This window comes from Streptomyces sp. WAC06614 (assembly GCF_003949795.1).
Classification (GTDB): domain Bacteria; phylum Actinomycetota; class Actinomycetes; order Streptomycetales; family Streptomycetaceae; genus Streptomyces.
The window spans coordinates 1-24,944 of sequence record NZ_RPRY01000001.1 but is presented as its reverse complement, the minus strand read 5'-3'; the positions used below and the strand labels follow the sequence as shown (position 1 = coordinate 24,944).

General features: G+C 74.5%; 24 protein-coding genes. 8 read left to right on the top strand and 16 right to left on the bottom strand.

Annotation, left to right across the window (positions count from 1 at the left end; genetic code table 11):
* Positions 1-9: 9 nt before the first annotated feature.
* From EF918_RS00120 to paaA, 5 genes are read right to left on the bottom strand one after another with little or no spacing between them, the layout of a single operon-like run.
* On the bottom strand, positions 10-1,113 hold the full coding sequence (locus tag EF918_RS00120) for a 2Fe-2S iron-sulfur cluster-binding protein (RefSeq protein ID WP_125638506.1): 1,104 nt from the start codon (positions 1,111-1,113) through the stop codon (positions 10-12).
* Positions 1,114-1,623: a 1,2-phenylacetyl-CoA epoxidase subunit PaaD gene (gene paaD, locus EF918_RS00115; protein ID WP_125638503.1), complete on the bottom strand. Its 510-nt coding sequence runs from the start codon at positions 1,621-1,623 to the stop codon at positions 1,114-1,116.
* Positions 1,617-2,339 carry a 1,2-phenylacetyl-CoA epoxidase subunit PaaC gene (gene paaC / locus EF918_RS00110; protein ID WP_125638500.1) on the bottom strand — a complete coding sequence of 241 codons (723 nt, stop codon included), beginning with the start codon at positions 2,337-2,339 and terminating at the stop codon, positions 1,617-1,619. Before paaC ends, paaD begins: the two co-directional genes overlap by 7 nt.
* The gene (paaB, locus tag EF918_RS00105; protein WP_079428543.1) at positions 2,336-2,620 is read right to left on the bottom strand and encodes a 1,2-phenylacetyl-CoA epoxidase subunit PaaB; all 285 of its coding nucleotides are present in this window, start codon (positions 2,618-2,620) and stop codon (positions 2,336-2,338) included. Before paaB ends, paaC begins: the two co-directional genes overlap by 4 nt.
* Entirely contained in the window at positions 2,617-3,660 is a 1,044-nt protein-coding gene (paaA, locus tag EF918_RS00100) for a 1,2-phenylacetyl-CoA epoxidase subunit PaaA (protein ID WP_125638497.1), read from the bottom strand. Before paaA ends, paaB begins: the two co-directional genes overlap by 4 nt.
* A gap of 151 nt (positions 3,661-3,811) precedes the next feature.
* Between paaA and EF918_RS00095 the strand changes: the two genes are divergently transcribed.
* From EF918_RS00095 to EF918_RS00085, 3 genes are read left to right on the top strand one after another with little or no spacing between them, the layout of a single operon-like run.
* Positions 3,812-4,474 (top strand): DUF5819 family protein, encoded by a 663-nt coding sequence (locus EF918_RS00095; protein WP_260609660.1) that lies wholly within the window; start codon positions 3,812-3,814, stop codon positions 4,472-4,474.
* Positions 4,462-5,700 (top strand): HTTM domain-containing protein, encoded by a 1,239-nt coding sequence (locus EF918_RS00090; protein ID WP_260609659.1) that lies wholly within the window; start codon positions 4,462-4,464, stop codon positions 5,698-5,700. The genes EF918_RS00095 and EF918_RS00090 overlap by 13 nt, the downstream gene beginning before the upstream one ends.
* A complete protein-coding gene (locus tag EF918_RS00085) occupies positions 5,697-6,500 on the top strand; it encodes an RNA methyltransferase (protein ID WP_125638491.1) in 804 nt (267 codons plus the stop codon). Before EF918_RS00090 ends, EF918_RS00085 begins: the two co-directional genes overlap by 4 nt.
* A gap of 18 nt (positions 6,501-6,518) precedes the next feature.
* On the opposite strand, the gene paaN is transcribed toward EF918_RS00085, so the two are convergent.
* Positions 6,519-8,204, bottom strand: a complete 1,686-nt coding sequence (paaN, locus tag EF918_RS00080; protein WP_125638488.1) for a phenylacetic acid degradation protein PaaN — start codon at positions 8,202-8,204, stop codon at positions 6,519-6,521.
* Positions 8,205-8,327: 123 nt separating this feature from the next.
* Between paaN and EF918_RS00075 the strand changes: the two genes are divergently transcribed.
* Positions 8,328-9,839, top strand: a complete 1,512-nt coding sequence (locus tag EF918_RS00075) for a 3-hydroxyacyl-CoA dehydrogenase (RefSeq protein WP_125638485.1) — start codon at positions 8,328-8,330, stop codon at positions 9,837-9,839.
* Entirely contained in the window at positions 9,836-10,423 is a 588-nt protein-coding gene (locus EF918_RS00070; protein WP_125638482.1) for a TetR/AcrR family transcriptional regulator, read from the top strand. The genes EF918_RS00075 and EF918_RS00070 overlap by 4 nt, the downstream gene beginning before the upstream one ends.
* A 117-nt stretch (positions 10,424-10,540) precedes the next feature.
* Here the strand turns inward: EF918_RS00070 and EF918_RS00065 are convergent, their stop codons facing one another.
* Positions 10,541-11,110, bottom strand: a complete 570-nt coding sequence (locus tag EF918_RS00065; RefSeq protein ID WP_125638479.1) for an Lrp/AsnC family transcriptional regulator — start codon at positions 11,108-11,110, stop codon at positions 10,541-10,543.
* A gap of 202 nt (positions 11,111-11,312) precedes the next feature.
* Here EF918_RS00065 and pdhA point away from each other — a divergent pair, with 202 nt between their 5' ends.
* Genes pdhA through EF918_RS00050 form a run of 3 tightly spaced genes read left to right on the top strand, consistent with a single transcriptional unit; the run spans position 11,313 to position 14,817 of the window.
* Positions 11,313-12,449 carry a pyruvate dehydrogenase (acetyl-transferring) E1 component subunit alpha gene (gene pdhA / locus EF918_RS00060; RefSeq protein ID WP_125638476.1) on the top strand — a complete coding sequence of 379 codons (1,137 nt, stop codon included), beginning with the start codon at positions 11,313-11,315 and terminating at the stop codon, positions 12,447-12,449.
* Positions 12,446-13,444: an alpha-ketoacid dehydrogenase subunit beta gene (locus EF918_RS00055; protein WP_125638473.1), complete on the top strand. Its 999-nt coding sequence runs from the start codon at positions 12,446-12,448 to the stop codon at positions 13,442-13,444. The genes pdhA and EF918_RS00055 overlap by 4 nt, the downstream gene beginning before the upstream one ends.
* On the top strand, positions 13,444-14,817 hold the full coding sequence (locus EF918_RS00050; protein WP_125638470.1) for a dihydrolipoamide acetyltransferase family protein: 1,374 nt from the start codon (positions 13,444-13,446) through the stop codon (positions 14,815-14,817). The genes EF918_RS00055 and EF918_RS00050 overlap by 1 nt, the downstream gene beginning before the upstream one ends.
* A 90-nt stretch (positions 14,818-14,907) precedes the next feature.
* On the opposite strand, the gene EF918_RS00045 is transcribed toward EF918_RS00050, so the two are convergent.
* The 9 genes from EF918_RS00045 to EF918_RS00005 all read right to left on the bottom strand — a co-directional run bounded on the left by EF918_RS00045 (position 14,908) and on the right by EF918_RS00005 (position 24,868).
* Positions 14,908-15,891, bottom strand: a complete 984-nt coding sequence (locus EF918_RS00045; protein ID WP_125638467.1) for an NAD(P)H-quinone oxidoreductase — start codon at positions 15,889-15,891, stop codon at positions 14,908-14,910.
* A gap of 23 nt (positions 15,892-15,914) precedes the next feature.
* Positions 15,915-17,015 carry a TrkA family potassium uptake protein gene (locus EF918_RS00040; RefSeq protein WP_125638464.1) on the bottom strand — a complete coding sequence of 367 codons (1,101 nt, stop codon included), beginning with the start codon at positions 17,013-17,015 and terminating at the stop codon, positions 15,915-15,917.
* Complete coding sequence (locus tag EF918_RS00035) at positions 17,003-18,349, bottom strand: molybdopterin molybdotransferase MoeA (RefSeq protein WP_125638460.1); 1,347 nt, start codon at positions 18,347-18,349, stop codon at positions 17,003-17,005. The genes EF918_RS00040 and EF918_RS00035 overlap by 13 nt, the downstream gene beginning before the upstream one ends.
* Positions 18,346-19,236 carry an NTP transferase domain-containing protein gene (locus tag EF918_RS00030; RefSeq protein ID WP_125638457.1) on the bottom strand — a complete coding sequence of 297 codons (891 nt, stop codon included), beginning with the start codon at positions 19,234-19,236 and terminating at the stop codon, positions 18,346-18,348. The genes EF918_RS00035 and EF918_RS00030 overlap by 4 nt, the downstream gene beginning before the upstream one ends.
* Positions 19,237-19,388: 152 nt before the next feature.
* A complete protein-coding gene (locus EF918_RS00025) occupies positions 19,389-19,925 on the bottom strand; it encodes a bacterial proteasome activator family protein (protein ID WP_125638454.1) in 537 nt (178 codons plus the stop codon).
* A 95-nt stretch (positions 19,926-20,020) separates the two neighbouring features.
* Entirely contained in the window at positions 20,021-22,867 is a 2,847-nt protein-coding gene (locus tag EF918_RS00020; protein ID WP_125638451.1) for an FtsX-like permease family protein, read from the bottom strand.
* Complete coding sequence (locus EF918_RS00015) at positions 22,864-23,613, bottom strand: ABC transporter ATP-binding protein (protein ID WP_125638448.1); 750 nt, start codon at positions 23,611-23,613, stop codon at positions 22,864-22,866. Before EF918_RS00015 ends, EF918_RS00020 begins: the two co-directional genes overlap by 4 nt.
* 21 nt (positions 23,614-23,634) lie before the next feature.
* Complete coding sequence (locus EF918_RS00010; RefSeq protein WP_125638445.1) at positions 23,635-24,321, bottom strand: PadR family transcriptional regulator; 687 nt, start codon at positions 24,319-24,321, stop codon at positions 23,635-23,637.
* 76 nt (positions 24,322-24,397) lie between these two features.
* Positions 24,398-24,868 (bottom strand): hypothetical protein, encoded by a 471-nt coding sequence (locus EF918_RS00005; RefSeq protein ID WP_125638442.1) that lies wholly within the window; start codon positions 24,866-24,868, stop codon positions 24,398-24,400.
* Positions 24,869-24,944 lie beyond the last annotated feature (76 nt).

The window sequence follows — 24,944 nt, the reverse complement described above, 5'->3', positions numbered from 1 at the left end:
AGGGGCGGTCTAGCGGTCGAAGTCGAGTTCGACCTCCTCGGTGACCGGGTGGGACTGGCAGGCCAGGACGAAGCCGGCCTCCGTCTCCTCCGCCTCCAGCGCGAAGTTGCGCTCCATGCGCACCTCGCCGCCGACCACGAAGGCCCGGCAGGTGCCGCAGACGCCGCCCTTGCAGGCGTACGGGGCGTCGGCGCGGCCGCGGAGCACCGCGTCCAGCAGGGACTCGCCGTCCTGGACCGGCCAGGTGCCCGAGCGGCCGTCCAGGCGGGCGGTGACCCGGCTGTGCGTCGGTGCGGGCCGGGCCGCGGGGGCCGGGGCGGGGGCGGCGGTGTCCTCGACGTGGAAGATCTCCTCGTGGATCCGGCCGCGCTCGACGCCCAGGCCGCGCAGGGCCCGCTCGGCGCCCTGCACCAGCCCGTACGGCCCGCACAGGAACCAGCCGGCCACCTCCGCGACCGGCAGCAGCGCGGGCAGCAGGGCCGTCAGCCGCTCCTGGTCCAGCCGGCCCGAGGGCAGCCCGGCCTCCTGCTCCTCCCGGGACAGGACCGTGACGAGCTGGAACCGGTCCGGGTAGCGGTCCTTGAGGTCGGCAACCTCCTCCAGGAACATCGTGGAGGCCGCCGTCCGGTCGCTGCGCACCAGGCAGAACCGGGCGTCGGGACGCATCCCGAGCAGGGTCGCGGCGATGGACAGCACCGGGGTGATGCCGCTGCCGCCGACGATCGCGGCGTAGTGCGCGGCGGGGGCGGCGGTGGCGGGGTCGAGCACGAAGCGGCCGGCCGGGACCATCACGTCGAGGAGGTCCCCGACGGCGATCTCCTTGTGGGCCCAGGTGGAGAACTCGCCGCCCTCCACCAGCCGTACGCCGACCTGGAGGCGGTCCGGGCCGGGGCCGTCCGGCCGGGGCGCGGGCGAGCAGATCGAGTAGGTGCGGCGGACCTCGGTGCCCCCGTCGGTGCTCCGGCGCAGCGTGAGGTGCTGGCCGGCGCCGTGCCGGTACTGCTCGCGCAGCTCGGGCGGGACGGCGAGGGTGAGCGCGACCGAGTCGTCGGTGAGCCGGTCGACGGCCGCCACCGTCAGCGGGTGGAACGCGCCGTGGCGGGCTGCGGCCATCTACAGCTCCTTGAAGTGGTCGAACGGTTCCCGGCAGGCGACGCAGTGGCGCAGCGCCTTGCAGGCGGTGGAGGAGAAGCGGCTGAGCAGCTCGGTGTCGGTGGAGCCGCAGTGCGGGCAACGCACCGACAGGGCCACCGGCACCGGGCCGCCGGCCGCGTGCGGCCGGGGCGGGGCGATGCCGAACTCGGCCAGCTTGCGGCGCCCCTCGGCGCTGATGTCGTCCGTGGACCAGGCCGGGGACAGGACCGTACGCACGGTCACCCGCGGTATGCCGTGGCCGGTCAGCACCCGCTCGATGTCGGCGGACATCGCCTCGATCGCGGGGCAGCCGGTGTAGGTGGGGGTGAGGTCGACGTCCACGCCGCCGTCCTCGCGCATCCGCACCCCGCGCAGCACGCCCAGCTCGGCCAGGGTGAGCACGGGCAGCTCGGGGTCGGGCACGGAACCCGCCAGCGCGGCGAGCTCCTGCTCCAGCCGGGTCCCGGTCAGGGACAGGCCGGTCACCATGACGCCCCCGGGTGGCTGCGGTGCAGGTGCTGCATCTCGGCGAGCATCCGCCCGAACGGTTCGGTGTGCAGGCCCTGCCGGCCCGCCCCGGCGGTCCAGGCGCCGCTGCGCGGCCCCTCGGGCAGGCTCAGGCCGGCCCGCTCCAGGATCGCGGTCAGCTCGGCCAGCCAGCGCTGCTCCAGGGCGGCGCCGTCCACGTCCAGGCCCTCCACCGGCAGGAACATCTCCCCGGTGTACTTCCACAGCGCGTCCAGGGCCTCCCGCATGCGGCGGGCGCTCTCCTCGGTGCCGTCACCGAGGCGCAGCGTCCACTGGGTGGCGTGGTCGACGTGGTAGGCGGTCTCCTTGACGGCCTTGGCCGCGAGGGGCGCGAACGGGCCGTCGCCGGCGGCCAGTTCCGTCCACAGCAGGTGCTGGTGGAGGGAGAAGTACAGCTGACGCACGATGGTGCGGGCGAAGTCGCCGTTGGGCTGCTCGACGAGCTGGAGGTTGCGGAAGGCCCGCTCCTCGCGCAGGAAGGCCAGCTCGTCCTCGTCGCCGACCATCGACAGCAGGACGCGCGCCTGGCCCAGGAGGTCCAGGGCGATGTTGGCCAGCGCCACCTCCTCCTCCAGGACGGGCGCGTGGCCCGCCCATTCGCCGAGGCGGTGCGAGAGGACCAGGGCGTCGTCGCCGAGGGCGAGGGCGGCGGTCACGGGCACGGTCGTGGTGCTCACAGGTGGCGCACCCCCTCCGGGATCTCGTAGAACGTGGGGTGCCGGTAGGGCTTGTCGGCGGAGGGCGCGAAGAACGGGTCGCGCTCGTCCGGCGAGGACGCGGTGATCTGTGCCGAGGGCACGACCCAGATCGACACGCCCTCGTTGCGCCGGGTGTACAGGTCGCGGGCGTTGCGCAGGGCCATCTCCGCGTCGGGGGCGTGCAGGCTGCCGGCGTGGGTGTGCGAGAGGCCGCGGCGCGAGCGCACGAACACCTCCCACAGGGGCCAGTTCTGCGTCATACCCGTGCCTCCTCGTGCTGCGGTGCCTGTGCTGCGGCGCCGGCCTGTTCCTGCGCCTGTGCCTCTGCCTGTTCGTGGGCCTGTGCCGCGGCCCGGGTCTGCTTCGCGGCGTGCGCGGCGGCCGCCTCGCGCACCCAGGCGCCCTCCTCGTGGGCGCGGCGGCGCTGGGTGATCCGCTGCTCGTTGCAGGGGCCGTTGCCCTTGAGGACCTCCCAGAACTCCGTCCAGTCGATGGCGCCGAAGTCGTAGTGCCCGCGCTCCTCGTTCCACCGGATGTCCGGGTCCGGCAGGGTCAGGCCCAGGGCCTCCGCCTGCGGGACGGCGATGTCGACGAACCGCTGGCGCAGCTCGTCGTTGCTGTGCCGCTTGATCCGCCAGGCCATGGACTTCGCCGAGTGCGCCGACTCGTCGTCCGGCGGGCCGAACATCATCAGCGACGGCCACCACCAGCGGTCCACCGCGTCCTGCGCCATGGCGTGCTGCGCCTCGGTGCCCTGGGACAGGGCGAGCAGCAGTTCGTAGCCCTGGCGCTGGTGGAAGGACTCCTCCTTGCAGATGCGGACCATCGCGCGGGCGTAGGGCCCGTAGGAGCAGCGGCACAGCGGCACCTGGTTGGTGATCGCGGCGCCGTCCACCAGCCAGCCGATGGCGCCGACGTCGGCCCAGGTCAGGGTGGGGTAGTTGAAGATCGAGGAGTACTTCTGCCGACCGTCGTGGAGCTTGTCGAGCAGCTCGTCGCGGCTGGTGCCGAGGGTCTCGGCGGCGCTGTACAGGTACAGGCCGTGCCCGGCCTCGTCCTGGACCTTGGCCATCAGGATGGCCTTGCGGCGCAGCGAGGGCGCCCGGGTGATCCAGTTGGCCTCGGGCTGCATGCCGATGATCTCGGAGTGGGCGTGCTGGGCCATCTGGCGGACCAGCGAGGCCCGGTACTCCTCGGGCATCCAGTCCCGGGGCTCCACCCGCTCGTCGGCCGCGACCGCGGCCTCGAAGGCGGCCGCGAGGGCCCTGTCCTGCCCCGTCTCCGGGGTCACTGCCACCATCCCGGCCCCCTTGCCAGTGGTTCGGCTCGCTGTCCTGGTTCCGCTCCGTCCGACCCGACCGACCGACCGATCGTTCGGTTCGAACTCTTCAATGGTGAGACGGCGGCCCGTAGGGTGTCAACCTCTGTGGAACGCCGAGGAGCGGGACGGGATGGATTCGAACGAGCGGGAGGGGCCGGTCCCGGGACCGCGACCGGTGCCGCCACCGGCCGGCATCGCCGGTCTGCCGACTCCGTACCGCCTGGTGGCCGCCCTGGCGCTGGGCGCCGTGGCGGTCGCCGCCTGCTGGCACCTGGCGATGGTGTTCCTGCACGTCGCACCGTCGAACACGCTGAGCAAGCGGCACGGCGCCACGGTCGACGCCTGGGTCTACCCCGAGTTCGAACAGAACTGGAAGCTCTTCGCCCCCAACCCCCTCCAGCAGAACATCGCCGTCGAGGTCCGCGCCCAGATCCGCACGGGGGCCGGGGAGCGCGTGACCACCGACTGGCGGGACCTGTCCGCCGAGGACGCCGAGCGGATCCGCCACCACCTGCTGCCCAGCCACACCGCGCAGAACGAGCTGCGCCGGGCCTGGGACTTCTACACCTCCGCGCACGACGAGGACGACAAGCCCCACGGCGAGCGCGGCGCGCTCTCGGAGGCCTACCTGCGGCGGATCGCGGTGGCCCGGCTGGCCGGCACGTACGGGGACGGCCACCTGCAACGGGTGCAGCTGCGCTCGGTGACCCGGGCCGTGCCGGCGCCCCGGTGGAGCACCGAGACCACCGACACCCAGCCGTACTACCGGGAGCTGCCGTGGTGGACCGTGTGAGGGCCGCCGTCGGGCGCGCCCTGGCCCGGGTCACCGGGCAGGCGCTGGGGCCGTACCAGAGCGCCGTGCTGCGCATCGGGGTCGCGGGGACCTGGCTGTTCTTCCTGCTGCGGGAGTTCCCGCACCGGCGCGAGCTGTACGGGCCGGACGGCCCGTGGAGCTGGGAGCTGGGGCGGCGGCTGACCGCCACGAACGACGCCTTCTCGGTGCTGATGTGGTCGGACTCGGCGGTGTGGTTCGAGACCGTCCACGCCGTGGCCGTGCTCTCCGCCGCGCTGCTGCTGCTGGGCTGGCACGCGCGGACCATGTCGGTGCTGTTCATGGTGGGCGTGCTCGGGTTGCAGAACCGCAGCGTCTTCATGGGCGACGGCGGGGACAACGTCATCCACCTGATGGCCCTCTACCTGGTGCTCACCCGGTGCGCGCAGGTCTGGTCACTGGACGCCCGCCGGGCGGCGCGGCGCGGCCCCGCCGGCTCGGACGGGCCGGCCGGGCCGTTGCTGTGGGCCGTCCTGGGGCTGGTCCTGGCGTACGGGGCGGTGGCCGGGAAGCTGGGCGGGGGCTGGGCGGCGGCCTTCGGGGCGTTGTGGGCGGCCCAGGCGCTGTGGTGGACGGTGCAGCGCCGCGCCCCGTACGGCGCGGGCCGGGCGCTGCTGGACGTGCTGGCCAACCTGGTGCACAACGCGGCCCTGCTGGTGATCATGGCCGAGGTCTGCCTGATCTACGCGACGGCCGGCTGGTACAAGATCCAGGGCTCGCGCTGGCAGGACGGCACGGCGCTGTACTACCCGCTGGGGCTGGACTACTTCACGCCGTGGCCCGGGCTGTCCGCGCTGCTGGCGGGCAGCGGGACGCTGGTGATGCTGCTGTCGTACGGGACGGTGGCGGTGCAGGTCGCCTTCCCGTTCACCCTGCTGAACCGGCGGGTGAAGAACGCGCTGCTCGCGGTGATGATCCTGGAGCACGCGGGCATCGCGGTGCTGCTGGGGCTGCCGTTCTTCTCCCTGGCGATGATCGCGGCCGACGCGGTCTTCCTGCCGACCGCTTTCCTGGTGTGGCTCGGCGCCCGGGCGACGGCGCTGCGGAGCGGCCTACGGCGGCGGGCGCCGGGCCGGACGGTGGCGGGTGCGGGCCGGACGGTGGCGGGCCCGGGACGTCGGGTGGCGGGTGCGGGCCGGCGGCCGTGGAGCCGGCGCCGGGAGGCACCTCGTAGGCTCGTCGCATGAGCGATGTGCGGGGGGCGGACGGGCCCCGGGAGACCGACGGGGACCACCGGGGCGACGCGGGCGATGCCACGGTACGGCGGTGGCGGTCGGCCGTGGAGCGGGACGACCTGGTGCTGCTGGACGGGTTCCACGCGCTCAAGCACGCGCTCCGCTTCGGCGCCGACGTGCGCCTGGCCGTGGCCGACGACCCGGCCGCCGTGCACGCCCTGGCCGCCGAGCTGGCGCCGGACGTCGCGCCGGCCGTGGCCGGCCTGCTGCGGCCCGCCGAGCTGCGCGCGCTGCTGCCGCGGGTCCACCCCACCGGGGTGGCCGCGCTCGCCGTGCGCCCGGACCGCGGGACGGCCCGTGCGGCACTGGCCGCGCTCCCCCGCCGCGCGCCCGTGGTGGTCCTGGACAACCCCCGCAACCTGGGCAACGTGGGCGCCGTGGTCCGCCTCGCCGCAGGCTTCGGCGCCACCGGCGTGGTCACCCGCGGCAACCTCGACCCCTGGCACCCGAACGTGGTCCGGGCCGGGGCCGGGCTGCACTGGGCGACCACGGTGGACCGGCTGGAGGACGACGCCCTGCCGCCGGGGCCGCTCTACGCCCTCGACCCGGAGGGCGAGGACATCCGCTCCCTCACCCTCCCGGACGACGCCCTGCTCGCCTTCGGCTCCGAGCGGCACGGCATCTCGGCCGAGCTGCGGGCGCGGGCCGACCACCTGGTGTCGCTGCCCATGCGGCCCCAGGTCTCCAGCTACAACCTCGCCACGAGCGTGGCCATGACCCTCTTCCACTGGGGAGGTCCGGCCACGCCCTAGGCGACCCGGCAGCGGCCGTCAGGCCTGCCGGCGGATCTCCACCATGCGGAACCGGTTGGCCACGAACGCCCCGTCGCACAGCGCCGCGTTCGCCGCGGGGTTGCCGCCCGAGCCGTGGAAGTCCGAGAAGGCCGCCGTCTGGTTCACGTAGACCCCGCCGGTGAGGTTGAGCGAGAGCTGCGCGGACTCCTCCAGGCAGACCTCCTCGACCTTCCGCTCGGTGTCGGCCGAGGTGGTGTACGCGCCGACGGTCATCGCGCCCTTCTCCCGGACCGTGCGCCGCAGCAGCTCCAGTGCGTCGTCCGTGGAGTCGACCGCCACCGCGAACGAGACCGGGCCGAAGCACTCGGAGAGGTACGGCGCGGAGTCGTCGGGCTTGGCCCCGTCCAGCTTGACCATGACCGGGGTGCGCACCACGGCGTCCGGGAACTCGGGGTTGGCCACTTCGCGCGAGGCCAGTGCGACCTCGCCGAGCGCGGCCGCCGCCTCCAGGCGGGCCTTGACGTCGGGGTTGACCAGCGCGCCCAGCAGGGCGTTGGCCCGGGCGTCGTCGCCCAGCAGGCCCTCGACCGAGGCGGCGAGGTCGGCGACGACCTCGTCGTACGACTTGTGGCCGGCGTCGGTCTCGATGCCGTCACGCGGGATCAGCAGGTTCTGCGGGGTGGTGCACATCTGGCCGCTGTAGAGCGACAGGGAGAAGGCGAGGTTCGCCAGCATGCCCTTGTAGTTGTCGGTGGAGTCCACGACGACCGTGTTGACGCCGGCCTTCTCCGTGTAGACCTGGGCCTGGCGGGCGTTGGTCTCCAGCCAGTCGCCGAACTCGGTGGAGCCGGTGTAGTCGATGATCCTGATCTCGGGGCGGACCGCCAGGGTCTTGGCGATGCCCTCGCCCGGGCGCTCGGTGGCCAGCGCGACCAGGTTGGGGTCGAAGCCGGTCTCGGCCAGCACCTCGCGCGCCACCTGCACGGTCAGGGCGAGCGGCAGCACGGCCCGCGGGTGCGGCTTGACCAGCACCGCGTTCCCGGTGGCGAGGGAGGCGAACAGGCCCGGGTAGCCGTTCCAGGTGGGGAAGGTGTTGCAGCCGATGACCAGGGCGATGCCGCGCGGCGCGGCGACGAAGGCCTTGCCCAGCTCCAGCGGGTCCTTCTTGCCCTGCGGCTTGGACCAGTGCGCCTGGGCGGGGACCCGGGTCTGCTCCGCGTAGGCGTAGGCCACGGCCTCCAGACCGCGGTCCTGCGCGTGCGGTCCGCCCGCCTGGAACGCCATCATGAACGCCTGGCCGCTGGTGTGCATGACGGCGTGCGCGAACTCGTGGGTGCGGGCGCTGATCCGGGACAGGATCTCGATGCAGACCAGGGCGCGGGTCTCGGGCCCGGCGTCCCGCCAGGCGGCGATGCCGGCCTTCATGGCGGGCAGCAGCACGTCCGGGTCGGCGTGCGGGTACTCCACGCCGAGCTCGGGGCCATAGGGGGAGACCTCGCCACCGGTCCAGCCGTCCGTGCCGGGCTGATCGAGGTCCAGGCGGGTGCCGCTGAGGGCCTGGAAGGCCGCGAGGCCGTCGGCCGGGGCGGTCTCGCCGTAGGCCTTGGGGTGCTCGGGGTGCGGGGACCAGTAGGCGCGGGTGCGGACGGCCTCCAGCGCCTGGTCGAGGGTGGGCCGGTGCTTCTCGGAAAGCTGGGTGGCGGACAGGTCGGCGGCGGCCATCAAGACCAACTCCTCGTTGAGCCGGGCGAAGCGGAGCAGACTGGAGTTAGAGTAACCGAACGATCGGTCGGGACAAGAGGGCCGACCGAGCCTGTGGACAACCCATGCGGGAGGATCGGGGACATGACAGCTATCGAGCGCTCCCGCACCGTGGCGGTCGTCGGTGCCGGGACCATGGGCCAGGGAATCGCCCAGGTCGCCCTGCTCGCCGGTCACCCCGTCCTGCTCCACGACGCCCTGCCCGGGCGGGCCCAGGAGGCCGTCGGGGCGGTGGCCGGCCGGATCGAGCGGCTGGTCGCCAAGGACCGCCTGGACCGCGCGGCCGCGGACGACGCCCTGGGCCGGCTCGGCGCCGCCGCGGAGCTGGCCGACCTCGCCGGGGCCGCGCTGGTGATCGAAGCGGTCGTGGAGGACGTGGCCGTCAAGCGCGCGCTGTTCACGGCACTCGAAGGAGTCGTTCCGGCCGATGCCCTGCTGGCCACGAACACCTCCTCCCTCTCCGTCACCGAGCTGGCCGGCGCCCTGGCGCACCCGGGCCGGTTCGTCGGCCTGCACTTCTTCAACCCGGCGCCGCTGCTGCCGCTGGTCGAGGTGGTCAGCGGCTTCGCCACCGACCCCGGCGCCGCCGAGCGCGCGTACGCCACGATGCAGGCCTGGGGCAAGGTCCCGGTCCGCTGCGCGGACACCCCCGGGTTCATCGTCAACCGCATCGCCCGCCCCTTCTACGCCGAGGCCTTCGCGGTCCACGAGGAGCAGGGCGCGGACCCCGCCACCATCGACGCGGTGCTGCGCGAGTGCGGCGGCTTCCGGATGGGCCCGTTCGAGCTGACCGACCTGATCGGCCAGGACGTCAACGAGGCCGTCACCCGCTCGGTGTGGGAGTCCTTCTTCCACAGCCCCAAGTTCACCCCCTCGCTCGCCCAGCGCCGCCTGGTCCAGTCGGGCCGGCTCGGCCGCAAGTCGGGGCACGGCTGGTACCCGTACGGCCCGGACGCCACCGCTCCGCAGCCGCGTACCGCCGCGCCCGAGGAGGCCCCGGAGAAGGTCACCGTCGTCGGGGACCTGGGGCCGGCCGCCGCGCTGGTGGAGCTGATGCAGGAGGCCGGGGTCGCGGTCACCGAGGTCGAGACCGGCGGTCCGTACATCGGGCTGCCGGGCGAGGGCCAGCTCGTGCCCGTCGACGGCAGGACCTCGGTGGAGTTCACCGACGTCGTCTACTTCGACCTGGCCCTGGACTACCGCGGCGCCACCCGGATCGCGCTGTCCGCCTCCGAGGACGTCTCCGCGCGCACCCTGGCCGAGGCCGTCGGCCTGTTCCAGAAGCTCGGCAAGCAGGTCAGCGTCATCGGTGACGTGCCGGGGATGATCGTCGCCCGGACCGTCGCGATGCTGATCGACCTGACCGCCGACGCGGTCGCCCGCGGGGTGGCCACCGCCGAGGACATCGACACCGCGATGAAACTCGGCGTGAACTACCCCCTCGGTCCGTCGGAATGGCACGCGCGGCTCGGCCGCGACTGGGCCTACGACCTCCTGCACCACCTCGACGAGCGGTGCCCGGGCGGCCGCTACGCGCCCTCCCTGGCGCTGTACCGGCTCGGCTACCGCGACGACGAGGAGAACGGCGTCTCATGACCACGGCACGGCGGGACACCTACACCCCCGAGACGCTGCTGTCGGTGGCCGTCCAGGTCTTCAACGAGCGCGGCTACGACGGCACCTCCATGGAGCACCTCTCCAAGGCGGCGGGCATCTCCAAGTCCTCGATCTACCACCACGTCGCGGGCAAGGAGGAACTGCTCCAGCGGGCCGTCAGCCGCGCTCTGGACGGCTTGTTCGCGATCCTCGACGAGCCCGGTGCCACGCAGGGGCGCGCGGTGGCGCGCGTCGAGCACGTCATGCGCCGCACGGTGGAGGTGCTGGTCACCGAACTGCCCTACGTGACGCTGCTGCTGCGGGTGCGCGGCAACACGCGCACCGAGCGCTGGGCGCTGGAGCGCCGCCGCGAGTTCGACCACCGGGTGGCCGAGCTGCTCGGCGCCGCGGCGGCCGACGGCGACCTGCGGGCGGACGTGGACACCCGGCTCGCCACGCGGCTGCTGTTCGGCATGGTGAACTCGCTGGTGGAGTGGTACCGGCCGCACTCGGCGGCCGACCGGGACCAGCTCGCGGAGGCCGTCGTCCGGCTCGCCTTCGACGGCCTGCGCACGACGCGCTGAAGCGGCCCCGGCGGGGCGTACGGCGGCCCGCAAGGGCGTACGGCGACCCGGCGGGGCGTACGCGGCCCGCCGGGGCGCGTGGTGGCCTGTCGGGGCGTGCGGCGGCGGCCCGTGGGCTCAGTCCTCGGCGAGGCGGGGGCCGTCCGGGGTGTCCGGGTCGAGCAGATCCGTTTCCTCGAACACCAGCAGGGTGTGGGTGGAGAGCACCTCCGGGATGGCCTGGAGGCGGGTGAGGACCAGCTCGCGCAGGGTGCGGTTGTCGGGCGTGTGCACCAGCAGCAGCACGTCGAAGTCCCCGCTGACCAGCGCGATGTGCGCGGCGCCGGGCAGCTCGCGCAGCTTCTCGCGCACGGTCCGCCAGGAGTTCTGGACGATCTTCAGGGTGATGTACGCGGACGCGCCCTGGCCGGCGCGCTCGTGGTTGACCCGGGCGGTGAAGCCGCGGATCACCCCGTCGTCGATCAGCCGGTTGATCCGGGCGTACGCGTTCGCCCGGCTGACGTGCACCTGCTCGGCGACCGACCGTATGGAGGCCCGGCCGTCCGTCTGGAGCAACCGCAGGATCGAACGGTCGATCGGGTCGAGGGGGCGCGGGGGCGCCGAGGTCGCGGGGGTGCCGGGCGGGCAGGCCGCCGTGCCCGGGGTGACCGGTGCGGAACCCGCTCCGGCCATTTGTTCATCCGCCATTGCCCCCGGCCTCCCTCTTCTGGACGTCCTGCACCCATCCCAGGGCCCCGCCGCCAGTTTGTCCACAGCCTGGAGCCGCCTGTAGCCAAAATGTGCGGTCGACCGAACAATCGGTAGGTGAGGCGTCCCGCCCGTCCGGCCACCGCCGGGGGTGCCCCGGCCGCCCGCCCTGCCCGCTTCCCACGAGGAGGTGTACGCCGCCATGACGGTCCAAGAGCTGCCCGGTGCCGGTGCGTCCTACCGTCCCACCCCGCCTCCCTCCTGGAGGCCCCGTACGCAGGCCGCTCCGCTGCTGCCGGACCCCGAGCCCCACCGGGTGCTGGGCACCCCGGCCGCGGAGAAGCTGGACCCGGAGCTGATGCGGCGGTGCTACGCCGAGCTGGTGCGCGGCCGGCGCTACAACGCGCAGGCCACCGCGCTGACCCGGCAGGGCAGGCTCGCGGTCTACCCGTCCACCGTGGGCCAGGAGGCCTGCGAGGTGGCGGCGGCCCTGGTCCTGGCCGAGCAGGACTGGCTCTTCCCCAGCTACCGCGACACCCTGGCGGCCGTCGCCCGCGGGCTCGACCCGGTGCAGGCCCTGACCCTGCTGCGGGGCGACTGGCACACCGGCTACGACCCGCGCGAGCACCGCATAGCCCCGCTGAGCACCCCGCTGGCCACCCAGTTGCCGCACGCCGTGGGCCTGGCGCACGCCGCCCGGCTGCGCGGGGACGACGTGGTGGCCCTCGCCATGGTCGGCGACGGCGGCACCAGCGAGGGCGACTTCCACGAGGCGCTGAACTTCGCCGCCGTCTGGCAGGCCCCGGTCGTCTTCCTCGTGCAGAACAACGGCTTCGCCATCTCCGTACCGCTGGCCAAGCAGACCGCCGCGCCCACCCTCGCGCACAAGGCCGTCGGCTACGGCATGCCGGGCCGCCTGGTCGACGGCAACGACGTGGCCGCCGTCCACGAGGTGCTGGCCGAGGCGGTCCAGCGCGCCCGTACGGGGGGCGGCCCGACCCTGGTCGAGGCGATCACCTACCGGATCGACGCCCACACCAACGCCGACGACGCCACGCGCTACCGGGAGGACGACGAGGTGGCCGCCTGGAAGGAGCACGACCCCGTGGAACTGCTGGAGCGGGAGCTGACCGCGCGCGGCATCCTGGACGAGGCCGGCATCGAGGCCGCCAAGGAGTCCGCCGAGACGATGGCGGCGGCCCTGCGCGAGCGGATGAACGCCGACCCGGTGCTGGACCCGATGGACCTGTTCGCCCACGTCTACAGCGAGCAGACCGGGCGCCTGCGGGAGCAGGCCGCCATGCTGCGCGCCGAGCTGGACGCGGAGGCGGAGGCATGACCACGGTGGCGGTGAAGCCGGCGACGATGGCCCAGGCCCTGGGCCGCGCGCTGCGCGACGCGATGGCCGAGGACCCCACGGTCCACGTCATGGGCGAGGACGTCGGTGCCCTCGGCGGGGTCTTCCGGATCACGGACGGCCTGGTCAAGGAGTTCGGCGAGGAGCGCTGCACGGACACCCCGCTGGCCGAGGCCGGCATCCTGGGCGCGGCCGTCGGCATGGCGATGTACGGGCTGCGGCCGGTCGTCGAGATGCAGTTCGACGCCTTCGCCTACCCGGCCTTCGAGCAGCTCATCTCGCACGTCTCCCGGATGCGCAACCGCACCCGGGGCGCGATGCCGCTGCCCATCACCATCCGGGTTCCCTACGGCGGTGGGATCGGCGGTGTGGAGCACCACAGCGACTCCTCCGAGGCGTACTACGTGGCCACCCCCGGCCTGCACGTGGTGACCCCGGCCACGGTCGAGGACGCGTACGGCCTGCTGCGGGCCTCGATCGCCTCGGACGACCCGGTGGTCTTCCTGGAGCCCAAGCGGCTCTACTGGTCGAAGGCCGAGTGGAACGCGGCGGCCCCGGCCGCGGTGCCGGGCATCGGCAAGGCCCTGGTGCGGCGCGCGGGCACCAGCGCGACCCTGATCACCTACGGCCCCTCGCTGCCGGTGTGCCTGGAGGCCGCCGAGGCGGCCCGTGAGGAGGGCTGGGACCTGGAGGTCGTGGACCTGCGCTCGCTGGTGCCGTTCGACGAGGAGACCGTGATCGCCTCCGTACGCCGCACCGGGCGCGCCGTGGTGGTCCACGAGGCCAACGGCTTCGGCGGACCGGGCGCGGAGATCGCCGCGCGGGTCACCGAGCGCTGCTTCCACCACCTGGAGGCGCCGGTGCTGCGGGTGACCGGGTTCGACATCCCGTACCCGCCGCCGATGCTGGAGAAGCACCACCTGCCCGGCGTGGACCGGATCCTGGACACCGTGGCCCGCCTTCAGTGGGAGAACTGATGCCTCAGGTACTGGAGTTCAAGCTCCCCGACCTCGGCGAGGGGCTGACCGAGGCCGAGATCGTGCGCTGGCTGGTGTCCGTCGGTGACGTGGTCGCCGTGGACCAGCCGGTGGTCGAGGTCGAGACGGCCAAGGCCATGGTGGAGGTGCCCTGTCCGTACGGCGGTGTGGTCACCGCCCGGTTCGGCGAGGAGGGCACCGAGCTTCCGGTGGGCGCGCCGCTGCTGACGGTGGCGGTCGGTACGGCCACCGAGGGGGACGGGGACGCCGCCGGTGGCGGCGAGCCGGCGGAGTCCGGTTCGGGCAACGTCCTGGTCGGGTACGGCACGGACCACTCCCGCCCGGCCCGGCGCCGCCGGATCCGTCCGGCCGCCGCTCCTGCCGCCGCGCCGGTCGCCCCGGTCCCCGTGCCCGCCGCCGCGCCGGTCGCCCCGGTCCCCGCGCCCGCGGCCGCGCCCGTCCAGGCCCCCGCGCCGGTGGCCGCCGCGGCGGCCCGGCCGGTGCCGGCCGGTGGCCCGGTGCCGGTGATCTCCCCGCTGGTGCGCAAGCTGGCCAAGGACAACGGCCTCGACCTGCGCGCGCTGTCCGGCAGCGGGCCCGACGGGCTGATCCTGCGGGCCGACGTCGAGGCCGCGCTGCGGGCGCCCGCGCCCGTGGCCGCGCCGGCCGCCGTCCCGGCCGTGGCCGGGGAGCGGATCCCGCTCAAGGGACTGCGCGGGGCCGTCGCCGAGAAGCTCTCGCGCAGCCGGCGCGAGATCCCGGACGCCACGTGCTGGGTGGACGCCGATGCCACCGAGCTGATGGCGGCCCGGGCCGCGATGAACGCGGCCGGCGGCCCGAAGATCTCGGTGCTGGCGCTGTTGGCCCGGATCTGCACGGCCGCCCTGGCCCGGTTCCCGGAGCTCAACTCCACCGTGGACCTCGCGGCGAAGGAGATCGTCCGGCTGCCCGAGGTGCACCTGGGCTTCGCGGCGCAGACCGAGCGGGGCCTGGTGGTCCCGGTGGTCCGGGACGCCCACACCATGAACCCGGAGGCGCTGACCGCCGAGTTCGCCCGGCTGACCGAGGTGGCCCGGGCCGGGAAGCTGGCGCCCGCCGATCTGACCGGGGGCACGTTCACCCTCAACAACTACGGGGTGTTCGGGGTGGACGGGTCCACCCCGATCATCAACCACCCCGAGGCGGCCATGCTGGGTGTCGGCCGGATCGTCCCCAAGCCGTGGGTCCACCAGGGCGAGCTGGCGGTCCGCCAGGTGGTCCAGCTCTCGCTGACCTTCGACCACCGCGTCTGTGACGGCGGCACGGCCGGCGGCTTCCTGCGCTACGTCGCCGACTGCGTGGAGTCCCCGGCGGTCCTGCTGCGCTCGCTGTAGCCCGCAGCGCCGCCACCCGGCCCCGGCCGCGGCCGCCCCACCTGGGAGCGGTCGCGGCCGGGGTGCGGCCGGTTCCGGGCGGGGTGGTGGTCAGGAGGCCGGGGTCAGGAGGAGTTTGCCGATGTGGGTGCTGGACTCCATGACCCGGTGGGCGTCGGCGGCCCGCGCCATCGGGTAGCGGGCGTGCACCACCGGGCGGACCTGGCCCGACTCGATCAGCGGCCAGACGTGCTCGCGCACGGACGCCACGATGGCCGCCTTCTCCTCCAGCGGGCGGGCCCGCAGCGTAGTCGCCGTGATGGCGGCCCGCTTCGCCAGCAGCGCGGCCAGGTTCACCTCGGCCTTGACCCCGCCCTGGAGGCCGATGATCGCCAGCCGTCCGTTCACGGCCAGCGCCTCGATGTTCCGGGCCAGGTACTTGGCGCCGATGATGTCCAGGATCACGTCCGCGCCCGCGCCGCCCGTCGCCGCCCCCAGCTCCGCCACGAAGTCCTGCTCGCGGTAGTCGATGAGGATGTCCGCGCCCAGCTCCGCACAGCGCGCCAGCTTCTCCGGCCCGCCCGCGGTGACCGCGACCCGCGCCCCGACGGCCTTGGCGAGCTGGATCGCCATGGTCCCGATGCCGCTGGAGCCGCCGTGGACCAGGACGGTCTCACCGGGCCGCACGTGGGCCACCAGGAACAGGTTCGACCAGACCGTGCAGGCGACCTCCGGCAGGGCCGCGGCCGTCGCCACGTCCATGCCCTTGGGCACCGGCAGCACCTGCCCGGCCGGGACAACGACCTTCTGCGCGTACCCGCCGCCGGTCAGCAGCGCGCACACCTCGTCGCCCACCGCCCAGCCCGGGACGCCCGGGCCGACGGCGGCGATCCGCCCGGAGCACTCCAGCCCCGGGTAGGGGGAGGTGCCGGGCGGCGGATCGTAGAAGCCCTGTCGCTGGAGCACATCGGCACGGTTCACGGCGGCGGCCGTGACCTCGACGAGGACCTCGCCCTCGCCGGGCACCGGATCGGGTACGTCGGCCCAGACCAGGGCCTCGGGGCCGCCGGGCTGCGGGATGGTGATCGCATGCATGGCCCGGACAGTAGTACGCCGGGTCAGCCCATGGAGCCGCGTGTCGGGGCGGGTTCGGACGGAGGAGCCGCTCGGACGATGACGATCAGGCGGTCCGTCAGCTGGAGCGGGCCGAGGTGCGGGTCGTCGTAGGCGAGCAGCCGGTGCCCGCGGACCACGCTCACCGCCAGGTCCTCGGTCTCCCGCACCCCCTTGCCCACCTCGGCCCGGGTGACGGGGCGTTCGACCAGGTCCAGGCCGCTGCCCTGCTGGATCAGGTCCTCCATGACCGTGCCCGCCGCCGGGCTGAGCACGGACAGGCCCAGCAACCGCCCGGCGGCGCTGGCGCTGGTGATGACGGCGTCCGCACCGGACTGGCGCAGCAGCGGCGCGTTCTCCTCCTCGCGCACCGCCGCGACGATCTTGGCGCCCCGGTTGAGCTGGCGCGCCGTCAGCGTGACGAGGACCGCGGTGTCGTCGCGCTGGGTGGCGATGACGATCTGACGGGCCCTCTGGAGTTCGGCGCGCAGCAGCACGTCCGTACGGGTCGCATCCCCCACCACCCCGGTGAAGCCCTCCGCGTTGGCGATGTCGATCACCTTGGCGCTGGGGTCCACGATGACCACCGACTCCTTGCCGACACCGGTCGCCAGCAGTGTCTGGAGCGCCGAACGGCCCTTGGTGCCGAAGCCGATGACGACCGTGTGGTCACGCAAGTTCTTCCTCCAGCGGTTCAGCCGCCACTCCTCGCGGGTCCGTTCGGTCAGGACCTCCAGCGTGGTACCGACCAGGATGATCAGGAACAGCACGCGCAGCGGGGTGATCAGCAGGATGTTGACCAGCCGGGCGCTGTCGCTGTACGGGACGATGTCGCCGTAGCCGGTCGTCGACAGGGTCACGGTGGCGTAGTAGAAGCAGTCGAGCAGGTCGACGGTCTCGTTGGCGTTGTCGTGGTAGCCCGCGCGGTCGAGCCAGACGATCAGGACCGTCAGCAGCAGCACGGACAGGGCCAGCAGCAGGCGCTTGGCGACCTGCCGCAGCGGCTTCTCGACCACCCGCTTGGGCAGCTTGACGCGGCGGGAGACCAATTTCTCGTCGGCCTGGCGTGCCATCGCGTCCTGGCCGTGGAGTTTCACGTGAAACATCCCCCGGCGACCCACGGAAGATCCAGGATTTCCAGCTCCTGCCCGGCCTTCGCCCCGTGCGGCGGTACGACGGCCAGCGCGTCGGCGGCGGCGATCCCGCGCAGCATCGCAGGCCCCTGGTAGCGCAGCGGAACGGCGTGGTCGGCGGTGAGCACCACCGGCACCAGCCGGGTGTCGTAGGGGTGCCCGGAGACGGTGTCCCGTACCGGGGCGACGTAGCGGGGCCGCGGGGCCCGTCCGGCCAGGCCGCGCACCAGGGGCTCGGCGAGGGTGAGCAGGCCCGAGACGGCGGCCAGCGGATTGCCCGGGAGGCCGACGACGTGCCGGGTGCCGCCGTCCAGGCGGGCCAGCAGCATCGGGTGCCCGGGGCGGACGGCGACCCCGTCGACCAGGAGCTCGGCTCCGGCCCGTTCCAGCACGGGGTGGACGTGGTCGACCGGGCCGGAGGCGGTGCCGCCGGTGGTGATCACGAGGTCGGCGGCGGAGCCGGTGACGGCCCGCAGCAGGGCCTCGGCCCCGTCGGGGTCGTCACCGAGCCGCCGGGTGGCGGTGACGTCGGCGCCGATCCGCTCCAGCCACGGTCCGAGCATCGGGGAGAGCGCGTCGCGGATCAGGCCGTCGTGCGGGCGGCCCTCGGTCAGCAGCTCGTCGCCCAGGACCAGGACCTCCACACGCGGGCGGGGCCGGGTCAGCAGCTCGTCGTAGCCCGCGGCGGCGGCCAGGCCCAGCACGGCGGGGGTGACGGCGCTGCCGGCGGGCAGCAACAGGTCGCCGGAGCGGCACTCCTGCCCACGGGGCCGGATGTCCTGGCCGGTGAGCACGTCCCGGTCGGCGTAGAGCTGCCCGCCGACCTCGCGGGAGTGCTCCGAGCGCAGCACGGCGGTGGTCTCGCCCGGGATCCGGGCCCCGGTCGCGATCCGTACCGCCTCGCCGTCGGTGAGCGGCTCGGGCCGGTCGGAGCCGGCCAGCACCCCGGAGCCGGGCCGGACGGCCCAGGGACCGGGCCCGGAGACGGCCCAGCCGTCCATGGCGGAGGTGTCGAAGGACGGCAGGTCGGTCAGGGCCTCCAGGGGCGCGGCCAGCACCTCGCCGAGGGCCTCGGACAGGGCGACCCGGTGGGTGCGCGGCCGGGTGACCGCCCCGGCGCGGGACGCGGTCTCCCGGGCCCGGGGCCAGGCCGTCGCCCGGTGCCCCGCCCCGGTCCCGCCGTGGCCGCCCACGCCACTGCCCGCGCCGCCACCGGCGGACGGCCCGCGGCCCCGGCCGCCGGGATCGCGGGCGACGAGGGCGAGGGCTTCCTCGACGGCCCGTTCGGCATCGGAGGCGGCGGTCATCCGGAGCCTCCCCCGCCCTCGGCCGGGCGCCCCTCGGAGGTGGTCCCGGGCCCCGGCTCGGCCTCCGCGGCCCAGCGCAGGGCCAGCCCGGCGGCTTTGCGGCAGGCTTCGGCGACGGCCTCGGCCGGGTCGGCGCCGGTGGCCTCGGCGCGGGCCGCGGCATAGCCGACCAGGAAGGTGGTCAGCGGCGCGGCGGGCCGGGCAACGCCGTGGGCGGCGTCCCGGGCGAGGTCGAGCAGGGCCTTGGTGTCGACGTCGAGGTCGATGCCCAGCTCGTTCTTGACGGTGGTGATCCATTCGTCCAGCACGGTCCCATGCTCCCTGATCCGGGCACGGGCGGCGGCGACATCGTCCCAGGTGTCGCAGTCGAAGGAGGCGAGCGGGGCCGCGTCGAGGCGGGCCAGGTCCAGCTCGGCGGTCAGGGCGCGCAGGGGAAGGCCGTAGAGGGTGCCGTGCTCGGTGGCCAGCAGGGCCAGCTCACGGCGCAGCGGTTCGGCGCGGTAGGCGGCCACCAGGGGCTGGTCGCGCCCGGCGGGATCGCGCAGCAGGGTGCCCTCGGCGCCGGGCCCGGCCAGCAGGGCGTGGACGGTCGGCGCGTCCAGGAACGGCAGGTCGGCGGAGAGGACCACGACCTGCTCGGCGGTGGTCCGGCGCAGGCCGGCGTGCAGGGCGGCCAGCGGGCCTCCGCCGGGCGGGTCCTCCTGCGCCCAGGTCACGGGCCGCGCGGTGGCCCGCCGGCCGCCGACGACCACCGTCCGGTCGGCGTCCGCGCAGGAGTCGAGCACCCGGTCGAGCAGGGTCCGGCCGCCCACGCTGAGGCCGGGTTTGTCGGCCCCGCCGAGCCGCTGGGCCGCGCCGCCCGCCAGGACGATGGCGTCGTAGGTCATGGTCACGAGTATGCGGGGACCGCGTTCCGCACCGGTGCCGTACGCACCCCGCCCCGGGCCGGTACCCGCGGTGAGGCCTGCCACGGGCCCGGACGTGCGAAGGCCCGGCACACCTCGGTGAGGTGGGCCGGGCCGTGGTCCGCCTGACGGGTCTACAGGTACGGGCCGGAGCGGACCGGGCCGTGCGAGCCGTCCTTGTCGTCGGTCGGAGCACCGGGCGGCAGGGCCCGGCGCATCTGCTCCAGCTGGGCCCGCGCGGCCATCTGCTGCGCGAACAGGGCGGTCTGGATGCCGTGGAACAGGCCCTCCAGCCAGCCGACCAACTGTGCCTGCGCGATGCGCAGTTCCGCCTCGGAGGGGATGGCCTCGTCGGTGAACGGGAGCGACAGCCGCTCCAGTTCCTCGACGAGCTCCGGGGCGAGGCCGTCCTCCAGCTCCTTCACCGAGGAGGCGTGGATGTCCTTCAGGCGGACCCGGCTGGCCTCGTCCAGAGGCGCAGCGCGGACTTCTTCCAGAAGCTGCTTGATCATGCTGCCGATGCGCATGACCTTCGCGGGTTGTTCGACCATCTCCGTCACGGGGACCTCGCGCGACTCGTCATCTGCGCCGCCGACGGCCAGTCCGTCCTGTCCCACGATCAGGACGTGCGGGGGACTGTCCTGCGACCGTTCACTCCTCGGCATCTCCATGCCGCCATTCTCTCGCACACCGTTGCTTTTCCACGGTGTGCCCCCGGACAGGCGTGATCCACCCTGTCCGGAGGCACCAACCGCTCCCGGTCGGCTCAGCCCGCCGCCCGGCGGGCCAGGGCCCCGCCGGAACGGGTGACCAGTGCCGCCAGCAGGGCCGCGCCCAGCGGGACGAGGACGAGCAGGCCCGCAAGGGCCGCCCAGGGCACGACGATCGGGACGAACGGCTCGTCACGCATCAGGAAACCGCGCGCGAGGGTCTCCTCGTAGAACTGCCACTGGATGCGCCGCTCGGCCAGCAGCAGCCCGATCGCGGGCAGCACCCCGGCCGCCGTGCCCAGCACGACGCCCATCGCGGCCACCACGCCGCACTGGAAGCCGCTGAGGGTCCGTCGGACCCACGGGGCCGCGCCGACCGCCGCCAGCGTCCGCAGATCGGCCTCGGCGTCGGCCTGGGCCAGCCCGGTGGCGATACCGGCCGCGCCGATGGTGACCAGACCCGCGAAGACGGACAGGATCAGCGTCATCATCCCGTCCGTGGGCACGAAGCCCTCCTCGATGTGGACGGAGGCGGCCACGCCGATCCGGTCGATGTCACCGTCCAGCCGCTGCCGCGCTTCGCTGCTCGCCGTGCCGTCGAGGCTGAAGTACGAGGCCCACGGCGCGGTCTCCAGGCCCGCCGCCTTGACGGCGCCCGGCGGCAGCAGCAACTGGATGCCCCAGGCGTTGACGCCCTGCGCGGCCTGGTGGACGGGGAAGACCTTGTCCTGCCCGGGCGGGTCCTCGTCGCGCTCGCGCGCCTCGTCCGCCTTGTCGAAGTCGGTGACCACGCGCAGCGTGACCTTGCCGTCCTTGACCTGGGTCGGGTCGAAGGACACGGCCTGCCCCTCCTTCAGCGCGCGTACGGTGCCGGGATCGGTGATGCCCAGGACCGTCAGCAGCTTGTCGTCGGCCACGGCCGTGTCGAGCGCGCCCATGGTGAACCGGCGCTGGCAGCGCCAGTCCGCGCCCAGCTCCCGGGCCCGTTCCGGGCTGAGGTTCTGCGACCCGGCCGCGGTCCACAGCGGGCACTTCTGGTCCTTGGGGACCAGGACCTCGATCTGGCCGCAGCCCTTCGACTGCGTGTACGGCTCGCAGTCCGGCGCCCCGACCCGCAGCCGTTCCACATCGGCCCGTACCGCGACCGGAAGGTCCCGGCCGAGCGCCTCGCGCACGGCCGGCATGTCCCGCCAGCCGCCGGCCTCGTCGAGGGTGAGCCGGCCCACGCCGTCGGGCAGTTGAGCCTCGTACTGGTGCCGCTGCTGGGCTTCCACGCTGTGCTGGTACGTCGCCACCGCCACGGTCCCGGCGACGGCGGCCAGGACGGCGGCCACGGCCGGAGCCGTCCGCCCGCGGTTGCGCACCGCGTCGCGCAGCGCCAGCCGCGGCGACAGCGGCAGCCAGCGCCCGGCCCGCCCGAACAGCCCGACCAGCACCGGGGTGAGCGCGACGATGCCCAGCTCGGCCAGGACGCTGCCCCCGGCGACGACCATGAAGCCCTGGTCGGAGACCGAGGCGAACAGGGCGACCGCGATGCCCGCGGCCAGGGCGAGCAGGCCCAGCACCGGCAGCACCCGGCCGGCCCGGCGCACACCGCGACGTCCCGTCAGCGCGGCCAGCACGGTCTGCCGGGAGGCGGTGACGGCCGGGGCGATCGCCGCCAGCAGCCCGGTGAGGACGGCCAGGCCCGCGACGGCCAGCAGTTCCAGCGGCCGGACCTCGAAGTGGCCGAAGCGCTTGCCGAGCTGGTCCTCCAGCACCGGTTGCAGCCCCAGGGTCAGGGCCAGGCCCAGCACGATGCCGACGACGGCCGCCGCGGCACCGATGACGATGCCGCCGGAGAGCACCACGGCCCGGATGTGCCGGCGGTCACCGCCGTTGGCGCCGACCAGGCCGAGCTGGCGGCGCGAGCGGCGGGCACCGACCGCGAAGGCGGGTCCGGCCAGCAGGCAGATCTCCAGCATGGTCAGGCCCACGACGGTGGCGAGGATCGCCATCTCGACCGCTTCCACCTTCGGCGTGCCGAAGCGGTCCGGCGGCTCCTGGCGGTAGAGGGGCACCTCGGAGTCGGCCGGCGGGTGGACCAGGACGGCGCGGGACACCACGAGGGCGCCCTTGGTGTTGGCCTGCTGGACCATGTTCCACGTGAAACCACCGCGGCCGACGGTGACGTACCAGGAGTCGCTCGCGACCACTCCGCGCATCCCGGCGCCCTGCAGGGCCCGGTCCAGGGGACCCAGCAGACTGCCGGGCGGGGCCAGCAGCTCCGAGGCCTTGAGGTCGTCCGGCAGCTCGTAGGCGCCGACGATCTTGTACGTGAGCTGGGTCCCGCGCGGGGTGAGGCGGGAGCCGACGTGGAGTCCGGAGGCCTCCAGGAAGGCCTGGGTGGCGATCACCTCGCCCGCTCGGCGCGGCAGTTCGCCGCGGTCGAGCGTGACGAGGTCCCGCACCATCGGATGGGCGACGTCGAGCTCCCGGGCGGACACGTCCAGCAGGCCGTACCCGGTCCGGACGCGGATCCGGCCCTCGCTCTGCTCGACCAGCTCCGAGCCGGCCGGCAGGGCCGCCCGGAGGGTCTGCACGACCTGCTGGTCGGTGGCGTCACCGCCGCGGCCCGGGCGGGCGGCGGGGTCGGCGAGCTTCCAGTTGCGGCCGTCGGGGGTCTGGAGGATCGCCTTGCCGCTCTCGGGCGCCTCGATCTTCGCATCGGCCGCGCCGAGGAGGCGGCGGGCGTTCTGCTCGCTGGAGAGCTCGGCGCTGCGCGCCGTGAGGTCGGCGGCGCTGACGCCCATGATCGGCAGGGCGATCATGGCGAGGACGAGGAGGCTGCGGCCCTTGGCGCGCCAGGCGTCGCGGCGGGCGATCCGCAGGGCCGCGATCCAGGGGTGGTACCAGGAGGTCACCGGTCGGCCACCTGGCCGGAGAGCAGGGAGTCGGGGTGGCTGCGCAGGGTCTCGTCGACGACGCTGCCGTCCCGCAGGAACACGACGCGGTCGGCCCAGGCCGCGAACCGCGGCTCGTGGGTGACCAGGACCCCGGCGGCGCCCGCGTCGCACCGGGCGCGCAGCAGGGCGAGGACGGACTCGCCGGTCTCGGAGTCCAGCGCGCCGGTGGGCTCGTCGGCCAGCACCAGGCGACGGTCCCCGACCAGGGCCCGGGCGATGGCCACGCGCTGCTGCTGGCCGCCCGACATCTCGTCGGGGAAGCGGTCGGCGAGCTGGGGGAGGTTCATCTCCTCCAGGGCGGCGAGGGCCTGGGTACGGGCACGGCGGGCGGAGGTGCCGTCCAGTTCGAGGGGCAGGGCCACGTTCTCGGCGGCGGTGAGCGCCGGTATGAGGTTGTAGTCCTGGAAGACGTAGCCGATGCTGCGCCGGCGCAGGGCGGCGAGCTGTCCGCGGCTCGCCCGGGTGATGTCGGTGCCCTCCACGATCACCTGGCCGTCGGTGGGGGTGTCGAGGCCGCCGGCAAGGGTGAGCAGGGTGGACTTGCCGGAGCCGGAGGGGCCCATGACGGCGACGAGTTCGCCGGGGTGCACGGCGAGGTCGATCCCGCGCAGGGCGTGCACCTCGGTGGCGCCGCTGCCGTGGACGCGGGTGAGCTGCTTCAGTTGCAGCACGGGCTGGTGCGGTGGCTGGTGCTGGTCGGGCATGTGGATCCCCTGGGAGGTCGGTCAGCCGCGCGTGGTGCGGGCGCGGGGCGGCACGGAGGTGGGGCCGGTGGCCCCGGCGGTCCCGGCGGTCCCGGTGGCCCCGGCGGTCCCGGTGGCCCCGGAGGCGCCGGTGGTCCCGGAGGCGCCGGTGGCCAGGCCGGCCTGGGCGGAGAGCCGGACCAGCCGGGACTCGCAGTGGTCGAGCCAGCGGGCCTCGGCCTCGGTCTGGAAGATCAGCTGCTCCAGGACCAGCAGCCAGGCGACGTCGTCGCGCTCCTGGGAGCGGCCGCTCTCGATCGCGGCGAGGGCCTGGGCCTTGAGCCGGGTGTAGTCCTGCATCGCCTGGACGGTGGCGTGCCGCTGGGCCTGGATCACGGCGCGGACGTCCACCCCGGGGGCGCCCACGGCCATGGCGAGCTTGATCGAGAGCTCGTCGCGCGGCGGGTTGGTCCGGTCCACCGGGCGCTCGTACCAGGCGGCGAGCTCGGTGCGGCCGGTGTCGGTGATGGCGTAGAGCGTGTGCCCGGCCTCGTCCTCGCCGCCGGGGGCGACGAGGCCGTCCCGCTCCAGCCGGGCCAGGGTCGTGTAGACCTGCCCGACGTTGAGCGGCCAGGTGGAGCCGGTGCGGGACTCGAATTCGGTGCGGAGCTGGGAGCCGTATCGGGGCCCCCGTTCCAGCAGGGCGAGGAGGCCGTGACGAATGGACATACTCAGTATGTATACCGAGTATGTCCTCAGGGGCAAGTGTCCCGGGCGCGTCTCGGGCGCGCAGCCCGGTCGTGCCTCAGTCGCGCCGCAGGCGTACGCCGAGGAAGCCGAGCCCCAGGCCCATCAGGGCGAAGCCGGTGCCCAGCGGCAGCATGTGGGCGGCCAGGTCGGCGGCCCGCTCGTTGGGTTCGGTGCCCAGGGCCACCGGCACCGGGGAGGACGGGGCGGCGACCACGGGCGGCGGGAGCGGGCCGGAAGGGGTGGCCGCGGGCGAGGAGGCCGAGGAAGCCGAGGACGACGAGGAGGACGTGGACGCCGAGGACGGCTGGTGGACCGGGACCGGCCGGGAGACCACCCGTGCGCCGGGGTCCGCGGGGGCGGCCACCGGCCGCCCGGGGTGCTCGCGGCCGGCCCCGGCCGCGCTGCCGGCCAGCTCGTTCTCGCCCGGGACGTCGTGCGCGGCCCGGACAGGGGTCACCGGGGTGAGCGCCACGGCGGCGAGCGCGGCTGCGGCGAGCCAGCGGGACACACGGAATCCCTGGGTCACGCGCCCAGATTCACATACCACCCCAAACCCGGCATCCGGGGCGGGCCGTCCAGGCCCACCCCACCCAGCACGAAGC